The sequence below is a fragment of the Agromyces cerinus subsp. cerinus genome (assembly GCF_900142065.1).
Taxonomy (GTDB): Bacteria; Actinomycetota; Actinomycetes; order Actinomycetales; family Microbacteriaceae; genus Agromyces; species Agromyces cerinus.
In genome coordinates, this window is record NZ_FSRJ01000002.1 from 751,827 (window position 1) to 777,466 (window position 25,640).

At 69.4% G+C, this 25,640-nt stretch carries 29 protein-coding genes; 25 read left to right on the forward strand and 4 right to left on the reverse strand.

Annotated features, from left to right (window positions below; translation table 11 throughout):
- Nucleotides 1-204 precede the first annotated feature (204 nt).
- Nucleotides 205-1,251: a rhomboid family intramembrane serine protease gene (locus BUR99_RS09445; protein WP_074260073.1), complete on the forward strand. Its 1,047-nt coding sequence runs from the start codon at nt 205-207 to the stop codon at nt 1,249-1,251.
- A 15-nt stretch (nt 1,252-1,266) separates the two neighbouring features.
- Here the strand turns inward: BUR99_RS09445 and BUR99_RS09450 are convergent, their stop codons facing one another.
- Together BUR99_RS09450 and BUR99_RS09455 are read right to left on the reverse strand one after the other, a co-directional pair.
- The gene (locus BUR99_RS09450; protein ID WP_074260074.1) at nt 1,267-1,449 is read right to left on the reverse strand and encodes a hypothetical protein; all 183 of its coding nucleotides are present in this window, start codon (nt 1,447-1,449) and stop codon (nt 1,267-1,269) included.
- A gap of 576 nt (nt 1,450-2,025) precedes the next feature.
- Complete coding sequence (locus BUR99_RS09455) at nt 2,026-2,550, reverse strand: hypothetical protein (protein WP_074260075.1); 525 nt, start codon at nt 2,548-2,550, stop codon at nt 2,026-2,028.
- Between the two features lie 165 nt (nt 2,551-2,715).
- Here BUR99_RS09455 and BUR99_RS20275 point away from each other — a divergent pair, with 165 nt between their 5' ends.
- The 14 genes from BUR99_RS20275 (at nt 2,716) to BUR99_RS09525 (ending at nt 19,345) form a co-directional block, all read left to right on the forward strand.
- On the forward strand, nt 2,716-3,765 hold the full coding sequence (locus BUR99_RS20275) for a hypothetical protein (protein WP_159440980.1): 1,050 nt from the start codon (nt 2,716-2,718) through the stop codon (nt 3,763-3,765).
- A 49-nt stretch (nt 3,766-3,814) separates the two neighbouring features.
- Nucleotides 3,815-8,155 carry an FtsK/SpoIIIE domain-containing protein gene (locus tag BUR99_RS09465; RefSeq protein WP_074260077.1) on the forward strand — a complete coding sequence of 1,447 codons (4,341 nt, stop codon included), beginning with the start codon at nt 3,815-3,817 and terminating at the stop codon, nt 8,153-8,155.
- A gap of 81 nt (nt 8,156-8,236) precedes the next feature.
- Nucleotides 8,237-8,854, forward strand: coding sequence for an FHA domain-containing protein (locus tag BUR99_RS09470; protein WP_143231563.1), 618 nt, complete (start codon nt 8,237-8,239; stop codon nt 8,852-8,854).
- A gap of 154 nt (nt 8,855-9,008) precedes the next feature.
- A complete protein-coding gene (locus tag BUR99_RS09475; protein WP_056010942.1) occupies nt 9,009-9,302 on the forward strand; it encodes a WXG100 family type VII secretion target in 294 nt (97 codons plus the stop codon).
- 71 nt (nt 9,303-9,373) lie between these two features.
- The gene (locus BUR99_RS09480; protein ID WP_074260079.1) at nt 9,374-10,030 is read left to right on the forward strand and encodes a WXG100 family type VII secretion target; all 657 of its coding nucleotides are present in this window, start codon (nt 9,374-9,376) and stop codon (nt 10,028-10,030) included.
- Nucleotides 10,023-10,331 carry a WXG100 family type VII secretion target gene (locus tag BUR99_RS09485; protein ID WP_074260080.1) on the forward strand — a complete coding sequence of 103 codons (309 nt, stop codon included), beginning with the start codon at nt 10,023-10,025 and terminating at the stop codon, nt 10,329-10,331. Before BUR99_RS09480 ends, BUR99_RS09485 begins: the two co-directional genes overlap by 8 nt.
- Before the next feature lie 7 nt (nt 10,332-10,338).
- Nucleotides 10,339-16,053, forward strand: coding sequence for a polymorphic toxin type 15 domain-containing protein (locus tag BUR99_RS09490; RefSeq protein ID WP_074260081.1), 5,715 nt, complete (start codon nt 10,339-10,341; stop codon nt 16,051-16,053).
- 14 nt (nt 16,054-16,067) lie between these two features.
- Entirely contained in the window at nt 16,068-16,358 is a 291-nt protein-coding gene (locus BUR99_RS09495) for a hypothetical protein (RefSeq protein WP_074260082.1), read from the forward strand.
- A gap of 70 nt (nt 16,359-16,428) precedes the next feature.
- Complete coding sequence (locus BUR99_RS09500; protein WP_143231564.1) at nt 16,429-16,788, forward strand: hypothetical protein; 360 nt, start codon at nt 16,429-16,431, stop codon at nt 16,786-16,788.
- 92 nt (nt 16,789-16,880) lie between these two features.
- On the forward strand, nt 16,881-17,264 hold the full coding sequence (locus tag BUR99_RS09505) for a hypothetical protein (protein ID WP_074260084.1): 384 nt from the start codon (nt 16,881-16,883) through the stop codon (nt 17,262-17,264).
- Nucleotides 17,240-17,536 carry a hypothetical protein gene (locus BUR99_RS09510; RefSeq protein ID WP_074260085.1) on the forward strand — a complete coding sequence of 99 codons (297 nt, stop codon included), beginning with the start codon at nt 17,240-17,242 and terminating at the stop codon, nt 17,534-17,536. Before BUR99_RS09505 ends, BUR99_RS09510 begins: the two co-directional genes overlap by 25 nt.
- 65 nt (nt 17,537-17,601) lie before the next feature.
- On the forward strand, nt 17,602-17,973 hold the full coding sequence (locus BUR99_RS09515) for a hypothetical protein (protein ID WP_074260086.1): 372 nt from the start codon (nt 17,602-17,604) through the stop codon (nt 17,971-17,973).
- 161 nt (nt 17,974-18,134) lie between these two features.
- A complete protein-coding gene (locus BUR99_RS09520) occupies nt 18,135-19,010 on the forward strand; it encodes a T6SS immunity protein Tdi1 domain-containing protein (protein WP_074260087.1) in 876 nt (291 codons plus the stop codon).
- Complete coding sequence (locus BUR99_RS09525) at nt 19,007-19,345, forward strand: hypothetical protein (protein ID WP_074260088.1); 339 nt, start codon at nt 19,007-19,009, stop codon at nt 19,343-19,345. The genes BUR99_RS09520 and BUR99_RS09525 overlap by 4 nt, the downstream gene beginning before the upstream one ends.
- A gap of 18 nt (nt 19,346-19,363) precedes the next feature.
- On the opposite strand, the gene BUR99_RS09530 is transcribed toward BUR99_RS09525, so the two are convergent.
- A complete protein-coding gene (locus BUR99_RS09530; RefSeq protein WP_143231566.1) occupies nt 19,364-19,996 on the reverse strand; it encodes a hypothetical protein in 633 nt (210 codons plus the stop codon).
- Nucleotides 19,983-20,726 (reverse strand): hypothetical protein, encoded by a 744-nt coding sequence (locus tag BUR99_RS09535; protein WP_074260090.1) that lies wholly within the window; start codon nt 20,724-20,726, stop codon nt 19,983-19,985. The genes BUR99_RS09530 and BUR99_RS09535 overlap by 14 nt, the downstream gene beginning before the upstream one ends.
- A 177-nt stretch (nt 20,727-20,903) precedes the next feature.
- On the opposite strand from BUR99_RS09535, the gene BUR99_RS09540 reads away from it, so the two are divergent.
- From BUR99_RS09540 to BUR99_RS09585, 10 genes are all read left to right on the forward strand, one after another.
- Entirely contained in the window at nt 20,904-21,581 is a 678-nt protein-coding gene (locus tag BUR99_RS09540) for a DUF2185 domain-containing protein (protein ID WP_084183911.1), read from the forward strand.
- Between the two features lie 32 nt (nt 21,582-21,613).
- Nucleotides 21,614-21,898: a hypothetical protein gene (locus BUR99_RS09545; protein ID WP_074260092.1), complete on the forward strand. Its 285-nt coding sequence runs from the start codon at nt 21,614-21,616 to the stop codon at nt 21,896-21,898.
- Nucleotides 21,895-22,329, forward strand: coding sequence for a hypothetical protein (locus BUR99_RS09550; protein ID WP_074260093.1), 435 nt, complete (start codon nt 21,895-21,897; stop codon nt 22,327-22,329). The genes BUR99_RS09545 and BUR99_RS09550 overlap by 4 nt, the downstream gene beginning before the upstream one ends.
- 170 nt (nt 22,330-22,499) lie before the next feature.
- Nucleotides 22,500-22,862: a hypothetical protein gene (locus tag BUR99_RS09555; RefSeq protein WP_074260094.1), complete on the forward strand. Its 363-nt coding sequence runs from the start codon at nt 22,500-22,502 to the stop codon at nt 22,860-22,862.
- Nucleotides 22,863-23,002: 140 nt separating this feature from the next.
- Nucleotides 23,003-23,281: a hypothetical protein gene (locus BUR99_RS09560; RefSeq protein WP_074260095.1), complete on the forward strand. Its 279-nt coding sequence runs from the start codon at nt 23,003-23,005 to the stop codon at nt 23,279-23,281.
- On the forward strand, nt 23,281-23,625 hold the full coding sequence (locus BUR99_RS09565; RefSeq protein WP_074260096.1) for a hypothetical protein: 345 nt from the start codon (nt 23,281-23,283) through the stop codon (nt 23,623-23,625). Before BUR99_RS09560 ends, BUR99_RS09565 begins: the two co-directional genes overlap by 1 nt.
- A gap of 78 nt (nt 23,626-23,703) precedes the next feature.
- On the forward strand, nt 23,704-24,075 hold the full coding sequence (locus tag BUR99_RS09570) for a hypothetical protein (RefSeq protein ID WP_074260097.1): 372 nt from the start codon (nt 23,704-23,706) through the stop codon (nt 24,073-24,075).
- Nucleotides 24,072-24,335 (forward strand): hypothetical protein, encoded by a 264-nt coding sequence (locus BUR99_RS09575; protein WP_074260098.1) that lies wholly within the window; start codon nt 24,072-24,074, stop codon nt 24,333-24,335. Before BUR99_RS09570 ends, BUR99_RS09575 begins: the two co-directional genes overlap by 4 nt.
- Before the next feature lie 89 nt (nt 24,336-24,424).
- The gene (locus BUR99_RS09580) at nt 24,425-24,904 is read left to right on the forward strand and encodes a DUF6121 family protein (protein WP_074260099.1); all 480 of its coding nucleotides are present in this window, start codon (nt 24,425-24,427) and stop codon (nt 24,902-24,904) included.
- Between the two features lie 69 nt (nt 24,905-24,973).
- The gene (locus tag BUR99_RS09585; RefSeq protein WP_074260337.1) at nt 24,974-25,636 is read left to right on the forward strand and encodes a spermidine/putrescine ABC transporter substrate-binding protein; all 663 of its coding nucleotides are present in this window, start codon (nt 24,974-24,976) and stop codon (nt 25,634-25,636) included.
- Nucleotides 25,637-25,640 lie beyond the last annotated feature (4 nt).

The following is a 25,640-nucleotide window of genomic DNA, read 5'->3' on the forward strand; positions in this document are numbered from 1 at the left end:
AGCAGGGCCCCGGAGCGATCCGGGGCCCTGCTTCGTTTTCGGGGCGAGCCCGCATCCGCTCGCCCGATGCGTCGGCGCGGGGCCGCGGCATCCGCTCGCCCGAGCTGCTGAGCGAAGCGCCGTGCGCGCTCCCGGAATCCAGCCCGCTGCGTTGCTACAGTTGGCCAACCACGGGTGCGAGGGATGCCCGGAAGGAGCGCGATCATGAGCAGCACGACTCCCGGAGCAGACCCGGAACGTCAGGACGGAGCGACGGGGCCGGTCGACGAGGGCCTCGACGACGCCACTGCCGCCCCCGACGCGCACGCGACGGGACCGGTCGACGAGCCCGCCGACATCGAGCCCGAATCCGTCGCGTCTCCGGTGGACCCGGACGTCTCGACCTCGACTCCGGCAGACGAAGTGTCCGAGCCCGTGGCCGACGACGCCGATCTCGCGGCGACCTCCCGTCTCGACGAGGCGGTCCAGCGGGCGAGCGCCCACCCCGCGCCCGACGAGACCGATGGCGTCGACGAGACCAACGGCATCGACGACGTGGATGACTCGCCGACCCCCGACCCCGTCGCCGCAGGCGCCGTGCGCCGAGAGACCTACGTGCCGGCCGCGACCGCGGCTGCGGGCACCGCGGCGGGTGCGGCGACGCTCGCAGATGTGCCGGAACCCGTCTACGTCGCGCCGCAGCCCGGCCCGCAGACGATCTACGTCCAGGCCCCGACGCCGCCCAAGGCGAAGGGCAATCGCGGGTTCGGCGTGCTCGTCGCGCTCATCGGCACCGTCGCGTTCGGCGTGCTCTACGGCGTCGTCGCCTATGTGCTCTATCTGAGTTTCGGGGCGCCGGAAGGTGAGGCGATCGGCATCGCCGACTTCCTCGTCGAACCCACCTACTGGGTTCCCGTCATCGCGTTCTTCGTCGGGTTCGCGCTGCTCGCGGCGATCGTGAACCGGGGTCCGTGGTGGACCTACGCGGTGTTCGGCCTGCTGGTCGGCGTGCTCGTCTACTTCGCCTACATCGGCGGCTCGCTGCTCTTCGTGCAGGCCTGGACGCTCACGCTCGAGCAGGCGAACGACTTCATCGCCGAACGCTGGCTCGACCCGTACGCGATCGTCGCGGCGGTCATCGCCCGCGAGATCCCGATCTGGCTCGGCGGCTGGATCGCAGCCCGGGGGCGCACGGTCACCGAGCGCAACCGGCTCGCGATCGAGGCGTACGACCGAGAGCTCGCGGCCGGTCCGCAGGTGCAGCGCTACTAGCGGCGAGAGGGCCGACTACTCGGCGGCCGTGCAGTCGCGAGCGAGGCCGGCCGGCGCCTCGATGTCGAGTTCCGCACCCCACTCTCTGAAGGTGAAGGAGCCGTCGCCGCTCGGATCGCCGGCGGCGAAGTCGGTCGGCAACGGTGCTCCGACGCGCTGCACGTGCATGACTCCGGCCGGCGCGGTCTCGCCGCCCACGACGACTTCGAGCAGTGGGGCGTCGGCGGGGGGGTGGCGCCACGCTCACCGATCCGCTTGCCCCGAGCAGCGCCGAGACCAGGTCGGCTGGGCGCAGGAGCGGCGACCACTGTTCGACGAAGCCATCGCCGGCGGCGGCGCAGACGTACCCCTCTTCGAGCTCGGGGATGCCGAGCTGCGCGGCGTACGCGGCATTGCCCCGCAGGTAGGTGTGCCCGCCGACCGTGACGACATCCAGACTCAGGCCGCCGGCGGTGATCTTCGCCGCGAAGTCTCCGGACCGGCCGCGGTAGTCGACGGTGACGGTGCGCCCGCGCGCGGGCTCGGCCTCGGGCGTCGCGGCGGTCAGTTCGGTGAAGGTGCCCGAGTACTCGACCGCGCCGGCGGCTGCGACCGCATCGACGATCTCGTCGGCGGCGTCCGCCCCGGTCAGGAGCCAGAGCCCGTTGCCGTCGATCTGCGAGGGGTCGAGATCGCCGAGGTCGAAGTGCGACGGAGTGGGCGGCACTTCTGGCGGCGCCTGGCTGCAGCCGGCCAGGGCGAACGCCGCGACGAGCGCGAGCGGGGCGGCCAGCTTCACGATGTCGCGTCGGCGACGCACGCGCTCTGCGCCCGTTGTGCTCCGAGGGTCGCGGCGTCGAGCGAGACCTCGCCCGTGGTCGCGGTCGGCCGCACGACGAAGCACGTGTCGTTCTCGTAGAGGCCGAGCGCCGACGGCAGCCAGGCCTCGGTGCCGGTGACCCACTGGGTCAGGTCGGTCGTCTCACCGTCGCCGTGCACGGCGTAGACGCTGTACGCCGCGTCGGGCCCGCTCCAGTCGAGGTGGGCGTTGCCGCCGTCGATGCTCAGCCCGAGACCGCTGACTGCGATGGAGTCGTCATTGACGGCCGTGATGATGAACCAGGTGATGGCGCTCGCGAGCGCGACGAAGGTGAGCCCGATCGAGACCATGAACGCCGGATGCCGCCACCACTTGCGCTCCTGCGCAGGCGCTTCGGCCAACTCGGGGAGGACCGAGCCCGTGGTGCCGAGTGGGCGGGTTCCTGCGGTCTGCGGCAAGGCGGTCTGACCGGGCGCGCTGCCGAGCGAGGGGTTCTGCATCGGATCCTTTCGGGGCTGCGCCGAACGAAACGGTCGGCACCGGCCGACCGCGTACCATGGTATCCCGAACGCCCGGGGGCACGATTCGTGCGCGACGACAGGAGAGCAGTGGTCACAGCGCGGGTCCGCCGAGCCGGGACGGCCGCCCTCGTCGTCGCTTGCGCGGTGCTCGCCGGACCTGCAGCAGCCGCCTACGCCGAGGGCGACGGCGCTGCGGAGGCCGCGGCATCCGGAGCGGCATCCGGCCCGACCTCGCTCGCCGTGCCCTATCTCGGGTCCGCCTCGATCGAGCCGGGGGAGGGCTGGCAGATCACCGACTGCGCCGGCCCGCGCGCCGCGAGCCCCCTCGTCGTCGCCTGCGAACCGATGAAGATCACGCTGAGCGCGCCGAGCTTCGATCCCGAAGCGCCCGTCACGATCGTGCCGGTGCCGCTCTCGAACGGCCGGACGTCGATCACGGTCGACTACTCCGTCTCGCTCGCGCCTCCCGAGGCGCCGACGGTCGCCGGGGGAGCGTTCGGGCACCCGGTCGCCGCCGGATCCGCGGTGCTGCTCCCGCTCAGCGACCTCGGCATCGCCTGCGCGGTCTGCGCCGACGGCGGAGCACTCGACGTCGTGGAGGTGCGCCCCGATGCCGCGGGCACTGCGGCGTCGAACGGAACGCATCTGGTCTTCCGGCCGTCGGCTGGGTTCACCGGTGATGCGGAACTCGTGGTGCGCTACGCCGACGACTTCGGCGCCTGGTCGGCCGACGCCTCGATCGTCGTGCCGGTGTACGTGCCGAGCGCGACGCTCATCGCCTCGAGCATCACGACTCCGCTCGGTGACGAACCGCAGACGGTCGACCTGTTGCCGCTCGTCTTCCGGTTCGGCGGCGGCGACGCCGACATCACGCTCGTCGGCTGCGGATCCGCGATCCACGGTTCCGTGGTGTGCGCACCCGACGGCACGGCGGTGTACGCCCCGTCCGGGGCATCCGTCGACCAGTTCAGCTACCACGTCGTCTCGGCCGACGGCGAGCACGCGACCGGGTCGGTGACCTTCGTTCCGGATGCCGCGGGGCAGGCCCTCGTGCCCGCATCGGCAGTCGGTGCCGACGATGGCGTACCGTCGAAGATCGTTCCGCGCGTGCCGGTCGAGGGTGACGCGGCAGGCGTGCGATCGGGGATCTTCGCACCGCTCATCGAGACGCTCGACCGTGCGGGCGTGCAATGACGGCGGCGATGACTGCGGCGATGATGTTCGCGACAGAGAGGTGTGCAGCATGAGCGTTCGACTGACGGTCGGCGAACCGGTCGCGGCCGGGAAGCCGGCGTCGTGGCTCCTGAAGGTCGACGAGGCGACGACGGTCGGCGAGGTCGCCGAGTCGCTCGGCGTCGTGCCCAGCGTGCTCGACCCCCGGGCCGGCACCGCAACGCCGCTGGCCGAATCCGCACTGCTGTCGGGCGCCACGGTTCCCGCGGAGGCATCGACGCTGCTCCCACCCGGAACCCTCCGCCTCGAGGTCGTCGGCGGGCCGTTCGCCGGTGAGAGCGTTCCGATCGCCCGGGGCGCCGCGATGACGATCGGCAGCGCGACATCCGCCGGTCTCACGATCGCCGACCCCTCCCTGGCGCCCCAGCACGCGCTGCTCGCGCTGAACGCCGCGGCGACGCTCGAGAACGGCCGGCCGGCCCCGCTCGCCGCGACCCTGGCGCCCGCGGTCGAGGGAGCGTCGATCTGGGTGAACGGCGAACCGATCTCCACCGAGGTCGCCCTCGTGCCGGCCGACCTGTTCCAGATCGGCAGCAGCATGTTCCGCATCGGCATGGCCCCCGGGTCCGATGCGGACCTCACCCGCGACGCCCTCGGCGGTCGCGGCTTCAACCGCCCCTCGCGCATCGAGCCGACGAAGGCGCAGCCGGTCGTGCAATTACCGGGCGACAAGCCCGAAGACCCCGACCAGTCGCCGATGCCGTGGCTCTCCGCGATCATCCCCGTCGTGCTCGGCGTCACGATGGCGGTGGTGTTCCAGCGCCCCATCATGCTGCTCATGGCCGCGGCGAGCCCCATCATGGTCGTCGGATCGTTCATCGCGAACCGCAAGCTCGCGAAGAAGAAGGGCCTGAAGACCGAGAAGCAGTGGATCGAGGAGGTCAGGGTCGCCGAGCGCCGCATCAGCGACCTCGCGCGGGTGCAACGACTCGAAGGCTGGTACCGGATGCCCGACCCGGTCATGATCGCCGACATCGCACTCCGTCCGCTCTCCCGGCTGTGGGAACGACGCAAGAGCGACGGCGACGCCCTGCAACTGCGCGTCGGCGTCACCGAGGTCGCTCTCGACGTGCGGTTCGAGGGCGGCGGCAAGGATCGCTCGGCCCCCGCCCGCGTCGGCGTCACCCCTCAGCCCGTCGCCGCCGAGCTCCGCACCGGTGTCGTCGGAATCGCCGGGCCCGCCGATGCCGTGCGCAACCTCGCCCGGTCGATGGTCACCGCTTTCGCGACGATGCGTTCGCCGCGCGATGCCGAACTCATCGTGATCTGCGATGCGGCCGACGACGTGGAATGGGGCTGGACCCAGTGGCTGCCGCATCTGCAGGCGGGCGGCTCGGCTGCTGCGATGATCGGCAACACCGACGACAGTCGCCGCGAGCGGTTGCGCGAGGCGGCCGTCACGCTCGAGACGCGCATGCGGATGGCCGGTCAGCGCGGCGCCGTGATCCCCACCGACATCCTCATCGTGGTCGATGGCGCCCGCGACTACCGCATGCTGCCCGGCATGGTGCCGCTGCTCGAGCACGGTGCCGCACACGGCATCCACATCATCGCGCTCGACTCCGAACGAGCGCGACTGCCCGAAGAGGCGGCCGCCGTCGTCGTGGTCGACCCCTCCGATCCGTCGATCGGACGTTTCGAGACGGGCAAGGAGTACTACCCGACGGTGTTGCTCGACGGCGTCTCGATCGCCGCGGCGGAACGCATCGCACGCAGTCTCTGCTCGATCCAGCATGTGAGCGGGGTGGGCGACGACGCGATGCTGCCGACCAGCGTGCGCATGGTGGACCTGCTGAAGATCGACCTCGACGACCCCGCGCCGATCGTGCAGCGCTGGACGAAGCAGCCGCGCAACACCTTCGTCGTGGTCGGCGCGAACGCCGACGGCGAATTCGCTGTCGACATCTCACGCGACGGACCCCACGCGCTCGTCGCCGGAACGACGGGCTCGGGCAAGTCGGAGTTCCTGCAGGCGCTCGTCGTGAGCCTCGCGATGGCGAACCGACCGGACGCGCTGAACTTCGTGCTCGTCGACTACAAGGGCGGCTCGGCCTTCGCGGACTGCGAGCGGCTGCCGCACACCGTCGGCATGGTCACGAACCTCGACGCACGCGAGACCGAGCGCGCGCTCGCATCGCTCGACGCCGAACTCAAGCGCCGTGAGCGCGTGCTCCGCGACATGAACGCCAAGGACGTGGAGGGCGCGTGGGCGAAGGACGCCGAGACGGCGGCCAAGCGCGGCCTCGCGCGCCTCATGATCGTCATCGACGAGTTCGCCGAGCTGAAGACCGAACTGCCCGAGTTCATCGACGGCCTCGTGCGCATCGCCCGCGTCGGACGCTCGCTCGGGGTGAACCTCGTGCTCGCCACGCAACGGCCCTCGGGCGTCGTGACCCCCGAGATGCAGTCGAACATCAGCCTTCGCGTCGCGCTCCGAGTGACCGACCGGGCTGATTCGTCCGACATCCTCGGGTCGGGTGAAGCGGCCCTCATCAGTTCGTCCACACCCGGTCGAGGCTTCGTCCGGCTCGGTCCCTCCGCTGCGCCGGCGGGCTTCCAGACCGCACGTGTCGCCGGAATCAGGCCAGGGGTGCAGCGTGCGGTCAAGTCGTTGCCCCCGAAGGCCCCGCTCGAATGGGAGTCGCTCGGCTTCCCGGCGCGGTACCCGAGCAACGCCCCGACGCACGCGACGAACACCGACCACGACGACACCGACCTGCGCGCGCTGGTCGATGTGATCACGCTCGCGACGCAGCAGATGGGCATCGCGAAGAACCCGTCGCCCTGGCTGCTGCCGCTGCCCGCGGTGCTCCCGCTCGATCGGTTCGCTGACCAGCAGGTGGCACGCACCTCCCTCGTGCTCGGACTCGAGGACGTTCCCGGCGAGCAGTCGCAGCGCGGCCTCACGTGGGACATCGCGAACGGCTCGCACGTGCTGTTCATCGGCGGTTCGATGTCGGGTCGTACGACCGCGCTGCGAACGATGCTGGCCCAGACCGTGCAGCAGTTCTCTCCGGCCGACCTGCACCTCTACGTGATCGACTTCGGCAACGGCGCCCTGCTCCCGCTCGCCGATGCCCCGCATTGCGGTGCCGTCGTGACGCAGCTCGACGCCGACCGCCTGCCGCGCCTCGTGCAGCGGCTGCTCGAGGAGCTCACGACCCGGCAGTCGATCCTCTCGGCAGCGGGCGTCGGGCACATCAACGAGCAACGGGCGCAGGCCGGTCCCGGCGATGCCCTCCCGTACGCCGTCATCGCGCTCGACGGCTGGGAGCGGATGCTCTCGACCATGAACGCCGACGCGCTCATCGCGTTCCGCGACCAGTTCATGCGGGTCCTCCGCGAGGGACCCGCGGTGGGCGTGCGCGTGCTCATCACGGGCGACCGATCGATCACGGGCGACAAGGTGAGCTCGTTCATCGACGAGCAGTACGTGCTGCCGCTGCGCGACATCAGCGACTACCGCACGGCCGGCATCATGGCCAAGGACATCCCGCTCGACCTGCCGCCCGGACGCGTGCTCTTCGGCGCCGCCGGCACCGAGGCGCAGCTCGCGGTGCTCGTGCGCGAGACGAGCGGTGAGGCCCAGACCACGGCGCTCCGACGCGTCGTCGAACAGGTGCGCGATCATTTCGACCAGTTCCCGCAGCTCGCCGAGCTCGCGCAGCCGTTCCGGGTCGACCCGCTGCCCGGATACATGGCGCTGACCGCGGCCTACGAGCTGCCGCTCGGCGAATCCGGTCCGGCGGACGGGCCGGTGGTGGCCGTCGGCGGCGACCACCTGTCGCGGTTCACGCTCGACTGGCCGGCCGAGGGCGGCTTCGTGGTCACCGGAGGCCGCAAGTCGGGCCGTTCGTCGACCCTCGCCGCCATGCTGCACCAGCTCGCCTGGCGCAAGGAGCCGCTGCTCGTCGTCTCGGCGCGCCAGTCGGTGCTGACCGAGGTCGCCGCCGGTCACTCGGTCCCGGTCGTGTCCGCGGCGGACACCGCTCCGGCACAGCTCGACGAGATCCTCGACTCGCTCGGCGAGCGGGTCACGATCTTCGTCGACGACGCCGAGCAGTGGAAGAACGCGCCGATCGAACACGCGCTCAGCGGGGTCAAGCATCGCGCCGCGTTCGTCGTCGCCGCCGATACGGAATCGGTGTCGACCCTGTTCGGCGGGCCCCTCGTCGAGGCGAAGAAGGCGCGGCGTGCGCTCGTGCTGCGCCCCGAGTCATCCGTCATGGGCACGCAGGTGATCGGCAGCCCGATCCCGAAGTTCATGCTGGGACGCGGCTCGGCCGGTGGTGGCGTCTTCACGACTCCTGCGGGCTGGATGCCGGTGCGGGTGCCCGACATCCGCCAGTGACGGCGGCGGTGTCGCGCCGCCGTACACTGGATGCCGGAACAGGGGGTCGATGCCCCGATCACCGATGAAGGGAAGTTCGCCGTGGCCTCCACGCGTTGCGTCTACTGCGATGCGACCCTGCAGCCGAACAGCATGTTCTGTCTCGAATGCGGACAGTTGATCCCGCAGTCGGAGAAGCCCCCGGTGCCGGCGCAGTTCTCGCCCGGGGCCGCTTCGGCGCCCGCCGTCCAGCATCAGGCGGCTCCCCGCGCGACCTCGGCCGTCGACCCGGTGCCGCTTCCCGGAACGCTCCCGTGGCAGCAGCGCGGCACCGCCGAGCCCGAAGCACCCGTGGCCAAGGCCGCCCCGGTCGAGGTGCGCCAGCACCTGACCCGGGCCGAGCTTGTGTTCTCCACCGGGCAGCGCGTCAGGATCGCCGGCAACGCCGTCATCGGACGCAAGCCCGCCCAGACGGCGCAGGCCACCGGCGCGCAGGCGATCGAGGTCGAAGACGACACCCGTTCGATGTCGCGGGTGCACCTGTTCCTCGAGCTGAACGATGGCGTGCTCGTCGCCGGCGACGCCGGTTCGAGCAACGGCTCCGGCGTGCAGCGCGACGGCGTGCTCACGCCGCTGGAGAGCGGCGGCCCGAAGGTCGAGGTCTTCCCGGGCGACACCGTGTGGGTCGGCGACGTGAACTTCGTGGTCCATTCGGCCTGACGCGCCGACGGCGCTGCATGGGGAGTGCTCCCCATGGGCCGGCCGCCGATCGCCGGGTAACGTACAGGTTGTCGGGTCGAAGGCGTTCCATTGAGCGGATGCCACGGCACGACGTGTGAACCTGAACGTTCCTGTTGATCCCACGGAGGAAACCATGGCGGAAATCCGCGTCACTTCTGACTCGCTGGCCGGTGTCGCCGGACAGCTCTCGAGCGGCTCGCAGTCGATCGAGTCGCAGCTGTCGAACCTGAAGTCGCTGGTCGAGGGCCTGATCTCGGGCGACTGGTCGGGCACGGCATCGCAGAGCTTCAACGAGCTGTACTCCCAGTGGGACCAGGCCGGCCTGCAGCTGAAGGAGTCCCTCCAGGGCATCAGCGACCTGCTCAACCAGGCTGCGCTCTCGTACGAAGACAGCGAGAACGCGATCGCCGGCACCTTCAACGGCTGACGAACCCCTTTCTCAGGTGCCGACGCGGTCTTCGCGTCGGCGCTTGAGTCGTTCACCCCTCAGGAGCTCGCATGGTCTATTTCAAGGTACGCGCCGACTCGCTCAGCGAGGTGGCCGCGCTCATCGGAAACGTCATCGTCGCCTTCGACGCGAACCTGGCGGCCGTCGACGGCACGGTCACGCGAACGGTCGATGCCACCTGGGTCGGTGAAGACGCCGACAAGTTCGGCGAGAACTGGGCGACGTTCGTCGCCCTCTCCGGCCAGGTGCGTCTCGCGCTGACCGGTCTGCAGCAGGGTCTCATCTCGGCAGACGGCTCCTACACCCGCACCGAGTCCGGCGTCGGCGGCAGCTTCAAGGGCGGCCGGCAGGGGCTGGTCGCCGTCAAGAACGCCTCGGGCGGGCTCAGCTCGCGGGTCTCCTCCGGTGAGGAGAAAGCGGAAGACATGGCCGAGTTCTTCGGTCGCGACTACGCCGGCGACGACGAGGTCGAGCAGTTCGGCGGCGGCATGCTCGGCCCGCGCAAGTCCGGCGGCCAGGCCACCGGCGGTGGATCCGGCGACACCGACGGCGATGGCGACGACGACTCGATCGGCACGGGCGTGTTCCGCCTCGGCGCCGATGGGGAGCCCGCCGTGGCTCCCGAACAGGTCCTCGGCGCACCGGACTCCGGTGACGCCTCGGCGCCCGATGCGGCAACGACCGACGGAGAAGAAGACCGTGGCTGAACAGCAGGCAGACGTCTCGGAGCTGCAGGCTCTCGTGCAGACGATGGGTGAGCTCGTGGCGTACTGCTCGGCGCTCAAGCAGGGTGCGAGCGGATTCGCCTACATGCTGCCCAACGAATGGCAGGGCCCTGCGATGCAGGCGTTCCTCGGCTCGTTCGAGGCCTGGGCGGTCGGTGCGACCTCGCTCGAGGGCGTCGCCGAGTCCCTGCGCCAGCAGGTGGAGACCTCGCACAACTCGTACTCGACCACGATCGAGAAGCTGACGACCGACTGGTCCAGCATCGAAGCAAATCTCGGATAGGGACCTCATGTCGGACAACGTGAAACTCGATCCTGCACGCCTGGTGCAAGACGGCCAAGAGCTCTACGGCATCGCCAAGACGCTCGACACCGCGATCACCGTGCTGTCGAACCGCCTCGGCGGCAGCGCCGGCATGGCCGGCGACGACAACGCCGCCGAGGAGTTCTGCCAGGGCAGTGAGGGCTATGACGCGCTCGCCGGTCCTACGATCGACGGCGTCCGTTCGTTCTCGAACTCGCTGCGGCTCGTCGACGCCGCGCTCAACAACACCGCCCGCGCCTACGACGCCGCGCAGAAGCCGGGCGCCGGCCTCGACCCCAAGAGCGCTTCGCCACAGCCGGAGACCGCCCACTTCGACGAGGACAAGGCGAACCCGCCCAGCGCTCTCGGTGCCGGATGGCCCGGTGCGCTCGGCGAGTTCCAGGAGCTCATCGAGTGGGGACTGCAGCAGGTCGGCGTCGTGATCCCGACTGGCGACGAAGACAAGTTGCAGAGCGCGTCAGAGGCGTGGGACGACTTCGCCCAGAGCATTCAGTCCGCGCGCAGCCAGGTCTCGTCGAGCCTGACGAGCGTGGGCGCGATGACCTTTCCGCAGTCGTCGAAGGTGCTGAGCTGCCGCAACAGCATCAGCTCGGGTCTGCAGAGCATGGAGACGAACGCCCGCGGCATGCGCGACTGGATCTCCGACTTCCGCACCCAGCTCCGGAACATGCGCGAAGAGCTCGGTTGGTTCCTGAAGCAGATGGCGATCGAGATCGCAGCCGAGCTCGCGATCGGCGGCCTGCTGACCGTCGTCACTGCGGGCATCGGTGCCATCGCCACCGCGGCGAAGGTCGGCACCACGGTCGTGCGCTGGTGCATCAAGATCGCCAAGCTCATCGACCGGTTGAAGGACTTCCTCCGCGGCATCCGCGGTGTCAAGGGCGCGCTCGTTCGCGGTGGACTGCGTGCGGCCAAGGAAGGCCTGCAGGCGGGCCTCGCGAGCGCGATCGCGACGACGAGCGTCAATGCGGCCCGCGCCGACGAGAAGGACTACCAGGCGCAGGACGTCGGCACGGCGTTCATCTCCGCGTTCGCCGGTGGGGCGGTGGCGTCGCCGGCCTCGAGGCTCCTGGGCGGCAGCGGCGGTCCGGGAATCAAGGCGGGCACCCGCCAGATCGCCGGCGAGACCGGGGCCGGTGCCATCGACGGCCTCGCGAGCGCCGCAGTCGAGTCGGGCATGACGGGTGGCGAGTTCAACCCGATCTCCGCGATGGTGCTCGGCTCGCTCATGGGCGGTGGCTTCACGGCCGTCGGCCGCGGCATCAGCGCCGTCCGCGGTGGTGACTCCGGTTCTCCGGCGGGCCCTGGAGCCGGGACCCCCGGCACGAACACCTCGGGCGACGGTACGCCGACACCGGGCTCGGGCACTCCGTCGTCGAATTCGAACGGCACTGGCGGCACGTCGGTCGACACCGATTCCTCGGGCATTCCGACGCCGGGCTCCGGTGACGGCGGTTCGAGCGGTGCCGGCGACGGCTCGCCGATCGACCTCGGCGACGGCGGACCCACTCCCGGCGGTTCGGCCGACGGCGGCTCGCCTGACGCGGGTACGCCGAGCTCGCCTGATGCTGGCACGCCTGATGCTGGGACGCCGGATGCGCCGAGCACGCCTGATGCCGGCACTCCGGATGCGCCGAGCACGCCTGATGCTGGGACGCCGGATGCGCCGAGCACGCCTGATGCTGGGACGCCGGATGCGCCGAGCACCCCTGATGCTGGGACGCCGGATGCGCCGAGCACGCCTGATGCTGGGACGCCGGATGCGCCGAGCACGCCTGACGCTGGGACGCCGGATGCGCCGAGCACGCCTGACGCTGGGACGCCGGATGCGCCGAGCACGCCTGATGCTGGAACGCCGGATGCGCCGAGCACGCCTGATGCTGGAACGCCGGATGCGCCGAGCACCCCTGATGCCGGCACTCCGGATGCGCCGAGCACGCCTGATGCCGGTGCGCCGAGTTCGCCGGATGCGCCGAGCACCCCTGATGCGGGGACGCCGGATGCGCCCAGCACTCCGGATGCGCCCAGCACTCCCGACGCCGGCACGCCCGATGTTGCGACACCCGATGCCGGTTCCGCCGATGGGGCGACTCCCGAGGCGCACTCAGACGGTGCACCCCAGGGCGCTGGCACGCCGGCTGCCACCACGTCGACCTCGAACGCCGATGCTCCCGATGCGCCGGAGTCTGCGGCATCCGATGCCGATGGCACCGACGTCGACGGCACCAACCTCGACCCGGCCGCCGACGCGGACGGCGAATCCTCCTCCGATGGCGTCGACCTCGGCGACCTCTCACCCGAGGCCGCAACCGCGATGGCGGGCACCGGTGCCGCTGCTGCGGCGGCAGTGCTGATGCGCCCGACCCTTCCCGGATCGCAGGCGGCCGGCTCGTCGACCTCCTCCGGCAGCACGACGCAGTCCGCTGCTTCCGATGGGTCGGCGCCGAACGGCTCGACGCCCGATGGTGCGAGCCCCGATGGATCGCCCACCGGTGACGGCTCGACCCCCGATGGCACGACGCCTGACGGTGGGGCCGGCTCGGGTGCCGACGGCGGAACGCCCGATGCCGACGCGACCCCGCAGCAGAGCACCCGGACCGAAGCGGAGATCCGTCAGGCGCTGGCGGAGATCAACCCGAACTTCGACCCGCACAACCCCGCGAACGGGTATGCGACGAACTGCGGCAACACCTCGGCGATCCTGAACGACTTCCTCAACGGCGACTCGACGTCCGAGGCGCCCACCGGCACCCTCGACGTGCCCGAGATGGAGGCGCGGACAGGTCTGCCGCAGACGCCGATGACCCCGCAGCAGATCGCCGACTCGCTCACCGCGATGGGCGCCGGCTCGCACTGCGTGGTCGGCATCGACCGGTCCAGCGGCGACGGTCACTGGTTCAATGCCTATTACGACGGCACCCAGGTGTGGTCGCTCGATGCGCAGACCGGCGACATGTCGCCGTGGCCACCGAACGAGCCGAACGCCACCAACTGGGATGCCTCGATCACCCCGGAGAACGTCGCCAGCCCCGATGGCGCGACGCCTGACGCGACGACACCCGACGGCGCGACGCCGTCGACCGGCGTCGACGCAGGAACGCCTGAGGGGACGACCGATGACGGAACCAGCGCGGACGCCGACAGCGACGGCCGCGGCCGTCGCTGGCCGAAGTGGACGAGCCAGGCGACGGTTGCCCCCGATCATGCGTCAGACGGATCCCAGGGTGCCGGTACCACGTACAACGGCTATCACATCCCCGAACTGACGCCCGAGATCCGTCAGGAGCTCGATGCGCTCGCGGCGCAGCCTGATTCTCCGATCGTGCGCAACGATGACGGCTCGTTCTCGCTCAAGGAACCGATCGAGGTCGACCCCTTCAACCGCACGAAGGACAACCACGATTGGGCCGAGTTCCAGCGGCAGGTCGGTCTGCAGCAGCAAGGGCTCAACGACCTGACCGTGGCCGAGTGGCGGCACAACATCGCCTTCTACGACACGTACAACAGGGTTGCACTCACCCAGCAGAGCAATGCGACCAAGGCGCTGTCGGCCGCGGGCGTACCCTTCGCGAAGCCCGCGGTGCTGCACGGCCCCGACCAGAGCGCGGGAGGCCGGGCGGACCGCTTCGACGGCGCGGGCGACTCCCATGTCAACAGTTCGCTCGGTCCTGCGTGGAGCGGCCGCCGTATCGACGATCTGAGGGCCGACGTCGCGGGCGCCACGCTCTCCATCGACCCGAAGCTGCTGCCGCACATCAAGCTGCAGGTCGAACTCGGCGCGAAGAACGTCGAGACGGGCGCCGTGGCGTCGCAGGCCACGCTGACCGCGGCCACTCCGGTGACTTCGGGACCGGGCGCGACCTCGGCCGCGAGCACGGGTACAGGCACCGGTGCAAGCACGGCAACGCCGGCTGCTCCGACGAGGTCGGGTGCCGCGGTGTCGCCGGAGACGTCGACGCATGCTGTTGACGATTCGTCCACCGATGCGCACGACGGCTCTACACCGAACGACGCGGCGCCGCATGCCGACCCGACAGTCACCGACTCGGTGTCGGACGGTGTCGATGATGCAGCTGTGCCTGAACAGACGGCGACCGACCCGAATGCGAACCCGGAGTCTGCGGATGCGACTCCCGAGACTACGGATGCGAACCCGGAGTCTGCGGATGCGAACCCGGAGTCTGCGGATGCGACTCCCGAGTCTGCGGATGCGAACCCGGAGTCTGCGGATGCGACTCCCGAGACTACGGACACGGACCCCACGAACGTGGAGCCCGACGAGGCGGACGCTGCCGATGTCGCCGAGCCCGATCCGTCATCCACGGAACCGGAGGCGGCGGACGCGGACTCTGCGGACGCGGACTCTGCGGACGCGGAGCCTGCGGACGCGGAGCCTGCGGATGCGGAACCCGAAGACCAGGCGGTGGTGCCGGAGAGGATGCACGACCCGATCCTCGACGCGCACTTCCCTCACCTGGATGCCCCTGAAGCCCTCAACGTTTCGATCCGGATGGTCAACGAGGTCGGACTCTGGGCCGACGGCGGCCGCTTCGGCAACAACTGCCACTTCGTCATCAACGCACTCGAGCTGCGTGCCCGTGGATACGACGTGATGGCCAGTCCAACCGTCATGGGCTCGGTCTCCGACCCGGATGCCGGCACGCATGCCGACTCGTTCGAAGGGCGATACCCGTTTGCGATCGCCGCGGACTGGGTGCAGGCGGACGGCAGTGCCCGGGACTTCGAGAATCTCAGCGACTTCGAGGGTGACACGGCGCTGCAGGCGTTGAACGACATGGCCAGTTCCTGGCCTGTCGGTGCCCGCGGATTCATCACCGGCCACTGGCGCGATGGTGGTGCGCACATCTTCTCCTTCGTGAGGGAGGCCGACGGAGTCAGGCTGGTCGACGGGCAGGTGAACGACACCGACGCATCCGCCTCGCTCGACGGCATGTTCTTCAACGAGCGCGATTCGGAGCCGTGGAAGGACATCGTCGCGATGCGGGTCGACGACCTGGTGCCGACAGCCGAGGTGATCAAGACGTCGACGCCTCGCACCGACGCCGAGTTGACGATGCTGTTGGAGTGGGGCGACAACCCCGATATGGCAGATCGCCCACAGGCGATGATCGACCGGGAACGAGCGGCGAATGTGCGCCGGCAGGAGCGCAACATCGAGCTGATCGAGGAGCGCCGGAAGATCTACGAGGATCCGGAAGCGAGCGACGCCGACCGCGAGCGGGCCCTCGGCGAGTGGCAGGGTCTGTACGACCAGAACGTCCGCTTGGTTGAGGGGCTGAAGAGGTTCGAGCTCGAGGTCGATCCGCCGAAGGATGCGGTCTCGGACGCAGATGCGAGTGCGGATGCGGCGGCCGATACGGATGCGGATGGCGCCGCTGCGACCGATGCGGATGCGGACTCGGACGCGGCTGCTGAGACGGACGACGTTGCGGATGCGGGTGACGCTGCGGATGCGGACGACGCTGCGGATGGAGACTCGGGCGCTGATGCGAGCGATGCTGGTGACGCCGCGGATGCGGACGACGCTGCTGATGCGGACGACGCTGCTGATGCGGGCGACGCTGCGGATGGAGACTCGGGCGCTGATGCGAGCGATGCTGGTGACGCCGCGGATGCTGATGCTCCTGCCAATCCGGTCGTCGCCCCTCAAGTGAAGTGAGAGAGACTGGGAACATGGTGACGATCCAAGAGGCACGGTCTCTGCTCGAGCAGTATTTCGTTTCGCATCCCCCTGCAATCTCAGGCGAGCTGTACATCGCACCTGAGTGGTACGAGGATGCCTCCGACTTCCTGCCCGTGTGGGGTGCGCGAGAGTTCCTGGTCGACGGCCGGGAGGCGTTCGCACGGTGGGACAACCGTGTGATCTTCATCGACAAGCAGACCGGTGAGGTTCACGAGGGGATGCGCAACCTGCACGTCAAGAAGGTCAACGCGATGTCGCAGGTCGCAGCGCCGGTTAACTGAGTGCACGGACCATCTGGATTCGGCTTCCGGTCATGAGGGAATTGGAGGAGTCGTGCTCGAAGCAGCGACCGTGACATTCGTCGAAGAGGCGACCGCCCTGGCGCCGGAGGCACTGGCAGAGGCGTTCGGCCGCCTGGTGGCACTGCGACGTGAAGGCGGCAAGGAGGCGAGCCGTGCCGCGGTCCCTTCGGCAGCTGAGAACTCCGAGCTCGACCACGAGATCCGCAGTGCCCTGCTTCCGCGCGCAGCCGAACTGGATGCCGTCCACATGGGGCTGCACTCCGATGCCCGGGCTGCGATCTCGACGACGGCTCGCGCGATTCTCAAGCGCGGCAAGCTCACACCCGAGCAGTACCGGGTGCTGGTCGAACCGTTCGTCGGCAGCGGGGTGGAGATTCCGCGCCACCCGAGTCAGGACGCCGAGAACTGAGCGGGCGCCGACGGCGTCGAGGTACCCCCGCACGCCGTGCACTTCCGTAGAGTTGCGAGTGATGCCTGACCGTCGGTGACCCGCAGGAGAGGATGATCGTCGTGGACACCCGGAGATTGGATCGCTTCCTCGCATCCGTGCAGCAGCTGACGCCAACAGATTTTGTCACGGTCAGCGAGGGGGCGCGCGCCACGGGAACTTCGGTTCGAACCTCGGCGCGGAAGGCGGCGAAGCTCTCGGCGGCCGACCGAAGTGCCCTCGACAAGCGGGTTCGCGATGCATTCGTTCCCATGCTGGGGCGATTCCATGCCGATCCGAGCGCGGATCTCCATGACGCGATCATGGACACGATGACCGCCGCACTCGGTGTCGTGCAACAGGCGAAGCTCTCCGAGGAGCAGTACGGGGTGCTCACCCATCCCTTCATTATCGTGGGCGCCGAAGTGCCACCGTGGGCGCCGGGCCCCGCATCGTGAACGACGAGATCGCTCCAGTGCGCAGGTTCCGGCTGCACCGCGACGACCGGATCGTGATGGAGATCGTCGGTGAGCCTGGCCTACTCGTGAGCACCTCGACGACGCCCCCGCCCCCGGGTGCAGCCGCCGTCATGCATCCGTTCGCAACCGCGAGCTTCCACTCGCCATCCTTCGAGGGCAGGCTCGGCGTCCTTCTCCGTGAGGCAGCCGATCTCGATGCCTTCCTCGATGCAGCGAGACGCATCGGCTTCGTCATCGAAGAAGACGAATGATCGTTCCGCGCTTCAGGCTTCTTGCGACCGAGCGATAGCCTGTCATGCAGGATTCGAGGAGGACGATGATTCTGGATCCCGCGACGACACGGTTCATCGAGCAGGTTGCTGCCCTGCCCGCGGAGAAGCTCGCGGTGATCTTCGACGAATCGTTGGACCTCTGGGTGCCCGCCGGTCGTGCGGCGAGTGGGGCCATCAAGATCTCGGCCGCCAAGAACTCCGAGCTCGATCACGATGTGCGAGCGGTGCTGCGCCCGCGCGCTGCGGAGCTCGATGCGTACGCAACCGGCCTGCATTCCGACGCGACGGGTGCGACCGTGATCGCGGCCCGAGCCGTTCAGACCCGCGCGACGCTCGCCGTCGAGCACTACGACGTGCTGGTCGCGCCGTTCATCTCCGCCGGCATCGAGGTACCCCCGCACCCCGCCCAGTCCTGATCGCTCCGAGCGGCCGACTGTGCCCGCCCGGTTCGCCGCGAGCGGCGCACTTGCGACAGGATGGGGAGCGCTCCCCATCGCCCGACGGCTCGATCTGTGGTGTCGTGGAAGCCTTCGCCGCGTGGAGCACGTCGCGTGAAGCCTGCTGAGGAAGGACCGGAATGACCACGTTCAACACGTTCACCCAGGTGGCGCCGATCGGCGAGGAGACCATCGACCGGTTCGCCGGACAGGTCCCCGCCGAGGTCGTCGACCTGTGGCGTCGTCAGGGGGCCGGATTCGTCGGTGCCGACGGGTTCTTCCGCGTCGTCGATCCCGATCGCGCTGCACTGATGCTCGAGGGCGTCTTCGCCATGCCCGACGGTTCGACCGTGTTGTTCACGACGGCGCTCGGCGATGTCGTCTTCCATGCGGGCGGCGTCTTCTTCGTCGTGAAGTTCCGGTTCGGCGCGATCGACCTGGCGCAGGGCCTCTCCTTCGACGAGCTCGTCGCACTCATCGAAGACGAGCGTCACCGCGACGTCGTCTGGCAGTGGCAGCCGTATCCGGCCGCGCGCGACCGTGACGGCGTTCCCGCGTTCGAGCAGTGCTTCGGGTTCGTGCCGCTGCTCGCCCTGGGCGGCCCGAACGACGCGGCCAACCTGCAGCTCGGCGGCCTCTACGAGCACCTCGCTCTCATCACACAGCTCGCCGGTCAGCCGCGGGTGCGCGGTGCCCTCCCGCTTCCGACGAATGACGGGCCGGGCGCGGTTCCGGATGCCGCGGCAGACCGGGATCGCCTCGTCGAGGTCGCCCGCGGGCTGTTCGCCAAGCTCACCGATGCGCCGAACCTGAACATCATCGACCTGCCCGACGGGCTGGGCATCTGCGCCGTGCACGCCGTGCGCGGTGGCGGCAAGATCTACGTCGCCCCCGACGAGTCGGTGCTGTTCGTCGCATCGGCGATGGACTTCGACGCCGGGCTCGCCGCATTCCGGTCGGGCGAGCGCACGCCGCACGTCATGTTCGAGCGTCGTGACGGCGGGGCGACCTCGTGACCTCGGCCCTCGAACAGCGCTGCGAACGGCTGCGCCAGCCCGTGACCGAGCTCGTCGCGGTGAGCATCTCCGCGACCCTCCGCCCGCAGGACCTGCCCGAGCTGCGTGCGGCCATCGCCGACGTGCGGGCCATCCTCGGCGAAGACGCCTCCGACCTCCCGCCGGGCGCGTTCATCGACTGGCTGCCGACGGCGCTCCGCAACCTCCAGCGTATGGACGAAGCAGTTGCCGGCGGCGACGCGGCGACGTCGTACGCGATCCTGACCGACAAGGCCGATGGATTCATCCGTCTCACCGACGGCTGCGCCGGCTTCCCGGGGTGGTCGGCGACCTGAGCCCGGGCGCCCCAGCCGTCAGCCGCGAAGGAACGGGTCGAGGAACCCGTTCACGATCGTCTGGCTGGCGCGGGCGCCGTAGTTGTCGACCGTGACCTGGCTGATCGCCGCGTAGGCGTTCTCGCGCAGCACGACCGGCGGCAACGGCTGCCAGGTGTTGCCCGACCGGGCGACGACGGTGACGTATGCCACCGAGTCCTTCGGCGCGAGCCAGATGCCGAAGGTGACGTTCCCGCTCCGGGCCGACGGCACCGGGAGGTACACGCGCGGGTCGCCGGTGCGGAACCGATCGAGCAGCGCGGCGGCGTCCTGCGGGGCGACGTGCGCGTACGCGTTCACGCTCTGCTTCACCCGGGAGCCGGTCTCGACCCGCTCCCAGCGGTACGACCAGGCCGTCAGCCAGACGATGCCTCCGACGAGCGCCGCCGCGCTGAGCAGCACGAGGCCGGGGGCGACGAGACCCCGCAGGCCCGAGCGTCGTCCCTGGTAGTCGGCCGACATCTCGACGATCGCGTCGTAGAGCGTCAGCGTCACGACGAGTCCGATGAGCCCGGCGACGATGAACACCGCCGCGGTGACCATGAGGCCCCCCGAGCGAACCCGTCGCACCTCTTGGGGGATGGTCGTCAGCGGTCGTTCAAGCTGTTCCACGGGTGTCCTTCCGTTCGTCGACCGGCCACTTGCGGTCGATCATGGGTCCCTTCCAGTCGAAGTACCCGAAGACCGCGGTGTGGCTTGCAGTCGGCACGCCTCGGCGTGCGGCCTCGTCGATGAGCACCCGGGCCGCCTGATGCGCGGTCGTGTCCGCGATCACGGAGTCGAGCATCAACGGGATCAGTCCTCGTCGCGCGCCGTCGAACTCATCGAAGAGCGTGACGCGTTCGGCACCGCGATCGTCGCCGAACGCGCGCTTCAGTGCTGCGCCGTCGCGCACGGCGATCTCGCAGAGCAGCGTGCCGTTGCCGGCCTTCAGTGCGGCGGTGGCGAGCGGGCCCGACAGGGGGAGCCGCTGCATCCGAGCCGAGCGCGCACGGTCGTCGAGCACACCCACGAAGACCATGTCGTGCCAGGCGATGAGCGGGGCACCCGCGAGGCGCACCCCTTCGTCGGTCACGGTCAGTGCGATGTCGTTGCCCGTCACGAGGAGCATGAGGGCGCGTCGCCGCCGCAACGCCATGACGGTCGAGATGAGGCAGGCGGCCGCGCCGAGCGCGGCGACGGTGATCGTGAACCAGCCCATGCCCGAGGCGATGGCGAAGACGAGACCGGCGATGATCAGGCAGCCCAGTACGACGCTGACGAGGATGATGCCCGAGTTCCAGCGGCCGACCGTGTCGACCTTGGCGCGGTCGACGGATGCCTCGAAGATCGGCTCGGCCATCGGTGCCCTTTCGTATTCTGATCGGGCCGACGGGCGACTCCGAGCGTGGACAGCCTATCGCCCGGACATCGTCGTGCCCCGGTCGCGTACGCTCGACGGTATGGACCCGCGCAGCAGCGAATCAGGCGCCGCCCCCCAAGCATCTCGCCCGGCCCGGATTCCGGAAGGCGCATGACCATGGCAACGTCGTATCCCGAGTTCATTCCCGGGGCAGGCGCCAGTCTCGCCACGAAGAACGTTCTGTCCGGCGCCGGCCGAGTGCGGTGGATGGTGCGGAAGCCATCGCGTCAGCCGGCCGACAACGGATGGCGGATCATGAGCCACGTCGATTCGAGCGAGTACCTGTCGGACTCGGGCAACTGGGTGATCAACGACTTCAACGAACTCTGCGCGATCGAGCCGGCGTTGCTCGGAATCTACGATTTCCCGGTGGGCTCGGACCTCCAACTGGTCGACGACGGAAGCGGCATCCAGATCTTCGACACCGCCTCGGGCCGCGAGATCCCACGGAGCGCGTTCTACGTACCACCGGCGCCGGAGCCGGCGGAATGGCGGCCCGAGGTCGTCGACCCGGAGGCGCTCTCGTCCGAGCAGCGCGAACTCGCCGCGACGGCAGCCGCACTCTTCGAGCAGCTCGCTCGCGACGCGGGTCAATCGGATGCCGGTCGGCTCAACGTGGTGCCCCTGCCCGATGACCTAGGCGTCGCCGTCGTCCGCGCCGTTCGAGGCAGTGGCGTGATCTTCGTCGCCCGCGACTCGAGCGTGCTGTACGTGACCTCGGCGATCGACCTGCCGGTCGGCCTCGACCTCTTCCGCAACGGGCAGCGCACGCCGCTGTCGAGCTTCGAGGAGTAGCCCGTTCCGTCGAAGGAGCGAGACGAGGGATCATGACCATTCACGAAGCACGCCGGGCGCTCGAACAGTACTTCGTCGAGCACCCGCCCGCGATCTCGGGCGACCTCTACATCGCCGGTGAGGGGTTCGAGGACGAGCTCGACTACCTGCCGGTCTGGGGCTCACGGCAGTTCTCTGTCGACGGTGTCGAGGCATTCGCTCGCTGGGACAATCTCGCGATCTTCATCGACAAGCGCACGGCCGCGGTTCGTCAGGAGCTGCACACCCCGAATTTCGCGAAGATCAGCAGCATGACGCCCGTCGCAGCGACGGAGTGAGGAAGATCGTGCTCGGGACATCCACTCGGACGTTCATCGCGCAGGCCTGCGCGCTCCCGCCGGTATCGCTCGCCGCGGCCTTCGACCGTGCGGTTTCGCTGCGTCGAGCCGGTGGGAAGGAGGCGTCGCGCGCGTTGAAGTTGTCTGCGATCGACAATTCGCAGCTCGAGCGGGCGGTGAGTGCGGCGCTGCTGCCGCGGGCCGACGAGCTGGATGACTTCCGGCCGGGGCTGCACTCCGACGCCAAGAGTGCAGTGGTGATCGCAGCGCGGGCGGTGGAGAAGTCCGCCCAGCTGACGCCCGAGCAATACGCACTACTCGTCACCCCGTTCGTCGTGGTCGGCCTCGATGTCCCGTTCACGCCGGCTGAGCAACGCGCGCATGGAGGCTCCTCCCCAAGTCCTGACGGATCGGAAGGGGGAGTTGGGTGAGCTGCTCCGCGACGCGGCCGACCTCGACTCCGTCCTCGATGCGGCTCGTGCCCTCGGATACCGAGTGGAGTCGAGGGAGGATCTCTGATGTCGTATCGGCGCGGCGCGGCTCGAGGCATCCGCCCGGACCTCGATAAGCTCGCGCTCATGACTCCCGGGGCGACGAACTGATGCTTGACACCGAGACGACGCGGTTCGTCGATGCGGCGACGGCGCTGCCTGCGGCGGCCCTCGAAGCTGCGTACGAACGCCAGCTCGACCTCTTGGGCGAGGGTGGCAATGAGGCGAGCGACGCGGCGGGCCCGTCTGCGAGCGCGAACGCCGAGCTCGATCATCGGATTCGAGCAGCGCTGCTTCCCCGTGCCGACGAACTCGATGAGCATCGAATCGGGCTCCACTCGGATGCTCGGACGGCGATCTCCACGGCGGCGCGCGCGATCGTGACGCGCCGGCGGCTCACCGCCGAGCAGTTCACGGTACTCGTCACCCCGTTCGTCGAACTCGGCTTCGACATTCCTGCTCACACGGGCTGAGCGAACGCACGCATGGGGACTCCTCACGCGCTGCTCGTCACGCCGTTCGTCGAGGTCGCCTCGACGTTCCCGTTCACGCCGGCTGAGTAGGACGCGCATGTGGACTCTTCCCCATGCCTTTACGGAACGGACGGAGCGGAATGACCCAACCCGAGGAACCGCGGCGCTACCAGGTGTTCGTCGGTGATCAACTCGCGCTCGAGCTTCGAGGAGAGAGCGGCATCCTGGTCAGCGCGTCGGCGCCGCCGCCGTTGCCCGGCACTGCGCCGGTGACTCACCTCTTCGCGACCGCGGTCTTCCGCATGGCTGAGAACGAGGGGGAGTTGGGTGACTTGCTCCGCGAAGCGGCCGACCTCGATTCCTTTCTCGAGGCGGTTCGTGATCTCGGATACCGAGTCGAGACAGGGGAGGGCCTCTGATGTCGTTCCTGCCCGACGACGTCGTCGCATTCATCGATGCGACGGCTGCACTGCCCACCGAGACTCTGGCCGACCTGCGGCGCACGATCGCGCTCGCACCCGAGCCCGCAGTGAGGGCACCGAAGCTCGACGCTGCGCAGTTCGACGCGTTGGCAAAGCATCTTCGCGATGCGTTCCGGCCGAGAGCCGACGAGCTTGCCGCGCTGGTCCCGAACGGTGCGCTCAGCGCGAGTATCGCCAACACGAGTGTTGCAGCGCAGGCGATCTGGAAGCGAGCACTGCTGACGGATGCCGAGTTCCAGTCGCTGACCGGTGCGTACCGAGACGTCGGTCTCGAGTTCTGACCAGGTCGACGCTGCGCAGATACATCGCCGCCCGTACCTCGATAAGCTCGCGCTCATGACTCCGGGTGCAACGAACTGATGCTGGACGCCGAAACAGCGCAGTTCGTCGACGCGGCGACAGCTCTGTCGGCGACGAATCTCGAAGCGGCGTTCGATCGACAGATCGATCTGTGGACCGAGGGTGGCAAGGAGGCGAGCGAAGCCGCGGGTCCGTCCGCGAGCGCGAATTCCGAGCTCGATCGTCGGATCCGAGGAGCGCTCCTGCCCCGTGCCGACGAACTCGACGAACACCTCTTCGGGCTCCACACGGATGCCCTGACGGTGATCTCAACGGCGGCGCAAGCGATTCTGACGCGCCGGCGGCTGACCGCCGAGCAGTTCACGGTACTCGTCACCCCGTTCGTCGAACTCGGCTTCGACATTCCTGCGGATCCGGAAAGCCGCCGATGAAGTTCAGTGACGAGTTCTCGTCTCGCGACGATCGCTACTCCCTCGGGATGGAAGGGGAATCCGGTCGCAGGTACGTCTCATTTCCTGTCAGCAACGGCGTCGTGGACTACGAGGAGTACTGCGAGCTGAGCACTGCACGATATGAGCAGTTCCGTGTCGACCCGACCGCCGCGATGGCCTTCGTCGAGGAGAGTCGTGGACGTGAGCACGATGAACTCCTCATGCTGAAGCCAGGCTGGAGTCGCGGAACTCCGGTGTGACGAACTGAATTCGCGACGATTCGCTACTGGAGGCAGCCGAGGCGCGGCGGCCGGGTCGCCGTCGTCCACCGGCGGCGTACGCTCGAAGCATGGACCCCCGCCGCACGGCCTGGATCGTGGCCGCCTTCGCCGCGGCGCTCGATCTCGCCCTCGTGGTCTGCGCGTACGGGTTCGTGAGCCTCTTCACGGGTGTCGAGGTGGTCGTCGACCCCGAAGCCGGGCTCTTCGTGGCACCGGCGGCGATCGGGGCATCCGTCGTCGCCCTGCTGCTGACCCTCGCCGTCACGCTGCGGCGCCCCGACCGCATCTGGTCGAGTGTCATCCTCTCGGCGGTCTGGACGTGGCTCGCCTTCGTCGCCGTCTCGGTCGTCGGGTACGCCCTCGCGAGCGAGGGCAGCACACTGCTCGCCGCGCTGCTGTTCGGCCTCGGCTTCGGCATCGGCTGGTTCGGCCTGCTCATCCCCGCGCTCGCCGCGGTGACCGCGGCCTTCGCCGTGCTCGTCGCGCGTGGTCGCGACTCCGGCATGGAGCGCCCGAAGTGGCCGTGGGAGCGCGACGAAGACGAGTAAAGGCCCGCGCCGCGCCATCCGCCCGCCGTCCGGTGACGCGGAACGCGACCTCGCAGTATCGTGAACCTGATGCAGGGTTCGATCGAGGCGCGCGTGAGTCACGAGGTCGACCGGTGGCTGGCATGGCTGCCCCGGTGGCGACCCGGCACGCATCGCGCCCGCGTGCGCCTCTGCACCCGGTGCTTCGGCTCGCCGATCCTCGCGGCCGCCGGCCTCGACGTCGACGTGCCGCACCCCGTGCAGCACGCCTTCTCGATGCGCATGAAGGGGGTCATCGACCTCGCGGTCGACGACTACACGGCACGCAACCTCCCGATGCTGCACCGCGAGATCCGACTCGCGGAGGAACGCAAGGCCCGTCGGCCGTACCGCGCCGGTGAAGGCCTCGAGCCCGAGTTCCTGGGCCTCGACGTCGACCCCGAGCCCGTACCCGACCAGCCCTTCCTCTTCACGTTGTCAGGCCTCGAAGCGGATGCCGCGGCCGAAGCCGCCGAACCGGCACCGCGCCCGTTCACTCCCCAAGAGAAGGAGGCGCTCCGTGAGGAGGTGCGCCTGGCCGACGAATTCGCCAAGCAGCTCGGCCGCCGCATCTGCGTCGAGCTCGCCCAGCACCGCTACCGCATCGGCAACGCCGTCGAGCGCCTCGTCGAGCCGCAGATCGAAGACCTGCTCGCCGATCTCGACCGCGAACTCGACTCGCCCGGCTGGTCGTCCGGGGGCACCACGAGCTGAGCGC

What these genes read in the sequence shown, in the direction of transcription:
- BUR99_RS09445 (WP_074260073.1), top strand. Translation starts at nt 205, where the DNA reads ATGAGCAGCACGACTCCCGGAGCAGACCCGGAACGTCAGGACGGAGCG.
- BUR99_RS09455 (WP_074260075.1), bottom strand. Translation starts at nt 2,550, where the DNA reads ATGCAGAACCCCTCGCTCGGCAGCGCGCCCGGTCAGACCGCCTTGCCG.
- BUR99_RS09465 (WP_074260077.1), top strand. Translation starts at nt 3,815, where the DNA reads ATGAGCGTTCGACTGACGGTCGGCGAACCGGTCGCGGCCGGGAAGCCG.
- BUR99_RS09475 (WP_056010942.1), top strand. Translation starts at nt 9,009, where the DNA reads ATGGCGGAAATCCGCGTCACTTCTGACTCGCTGGCCGGTGTCGCCGGA.
- BUR99_RS09480 (WP_074260079.1), top strand. Translation starts at nt 9,374, where the DNA reads ATGGTCTATTTCAAGGTACGCGCCGACTCGCTCAGCGAGGTGGCCGCG.
- BUR99_RS09490 (WP_074260081.1), top strand. Translation starts at nt 10,339, where the DNA reads ATGTCGGACAACGTGAAACTCGATCCTGCACGCCTGGTGCAAGACGGC.
- BUR99_RS09495 (WP_074260082.1), top strand. Translation starts at nt 16,068, where the DNA reads ATGGTGACGATCCAAGAGGCACGGTCTCTGCTCGAGCAGTATTTCGTT.
- BUR99_RS09505 (WP_074260084.1), top strand. Translation starts at nt 16,881, where the DNA reads ATGATCGTCGTGGACACCCGGAGATTGGATCGCTTCCTCGCATCCGTG.
- BUR99_RS09515 (WP_074260086.1), top strand. Translation starts at nt 17,602, where the DNA reads ATGATTCTGGATCCCGCGACGACACGGTTCATCGAGCAGGTTGCTGCC.
- BUR99_RS09520 (WP_074260087.1), top strand. Translation starts at nt 18,135, where the DNA reads ATGACCACGTTCAACACGTTCACCCAGGTGGCGCCGATCGGCGAGGAG.
- BUR99_RS09535 (WP_074260090.1), bottom strand. Translation starts at nt 20,726, where the DNA reads ATGGCCGAGCCGATCTTCGAGGCATCCGTCGACCGCGCCAAGGTCGAC.
- BUR99_RS09540 (WP_084183911.1), top strand. Translation starts at nt 20,904, where the DNA reads ATGGCAACGTCGTATCCCGAGTTCATTCCCGGGGCAGGCGCCAGTCTC.
- BUR99_RS09545 (WP_074260092.1), top strand. Translation starts at nt 21,614, where the DNA reads ATGACCATTCACGAAGCACGCCGGGCGCTCGAACAGTACTTCGTCGAG.
- BUR99_RS09555 (WP_074260094.1), top strand. Translation starts at nt 22,500, where the DNA reads ATGCTTGACACCGAGACGACGCGGTTCGTCGATGCGGCGACGGCGCTG.
- BUR99_RS09560 (WP_074260095.1), top strand. Translation starts at nt 23,003, where the DNA reads ATGACCCAACCCGAGGAACCGCGGCGCTACCAGGTGTTCGTCGGTGAT.
- BUR99_RS09565 (WP_074260096.1), top strand. Translation starts at nt 23,281, where the DNA reads ATGTCGTTCCTGCCCGACGACGTCGTCGCATTCATCGATGCGACGGCT.
- BUR99_RS09570 (WP_074260097.1), top strand. Translation starts at nt 23,704, where the DNA reads ATGCTGGACGCCGAAACAGCGCAGTTCGTCGACGCGGCGACAGCTCTG.
- BUR99_RS09575 (WP_074260098.1), top strand. Translation starts at nt 24,072, where the DNA reads ATGAAGTTCAGTGACGAGTTCTCGTCTCGCGACGATCGCTACTCCCTC.
- BUR99_RS09580 (WP_074260099.1), top strand. Translation starts at nt 24,425, where the DNA reads ATGGACCCCCGCCGCACGGCCTGGATCGTGGCCGCCTTCGCCGCGGCG.
- BUR99_RS09585 (WP_074260337.1), top strand. Translation starts at nt 24,974, where the DNA reads ATGCAGGGTTCGATCGAGGCGCGCGTGAGTCACGAGGTCGACCGGTGG.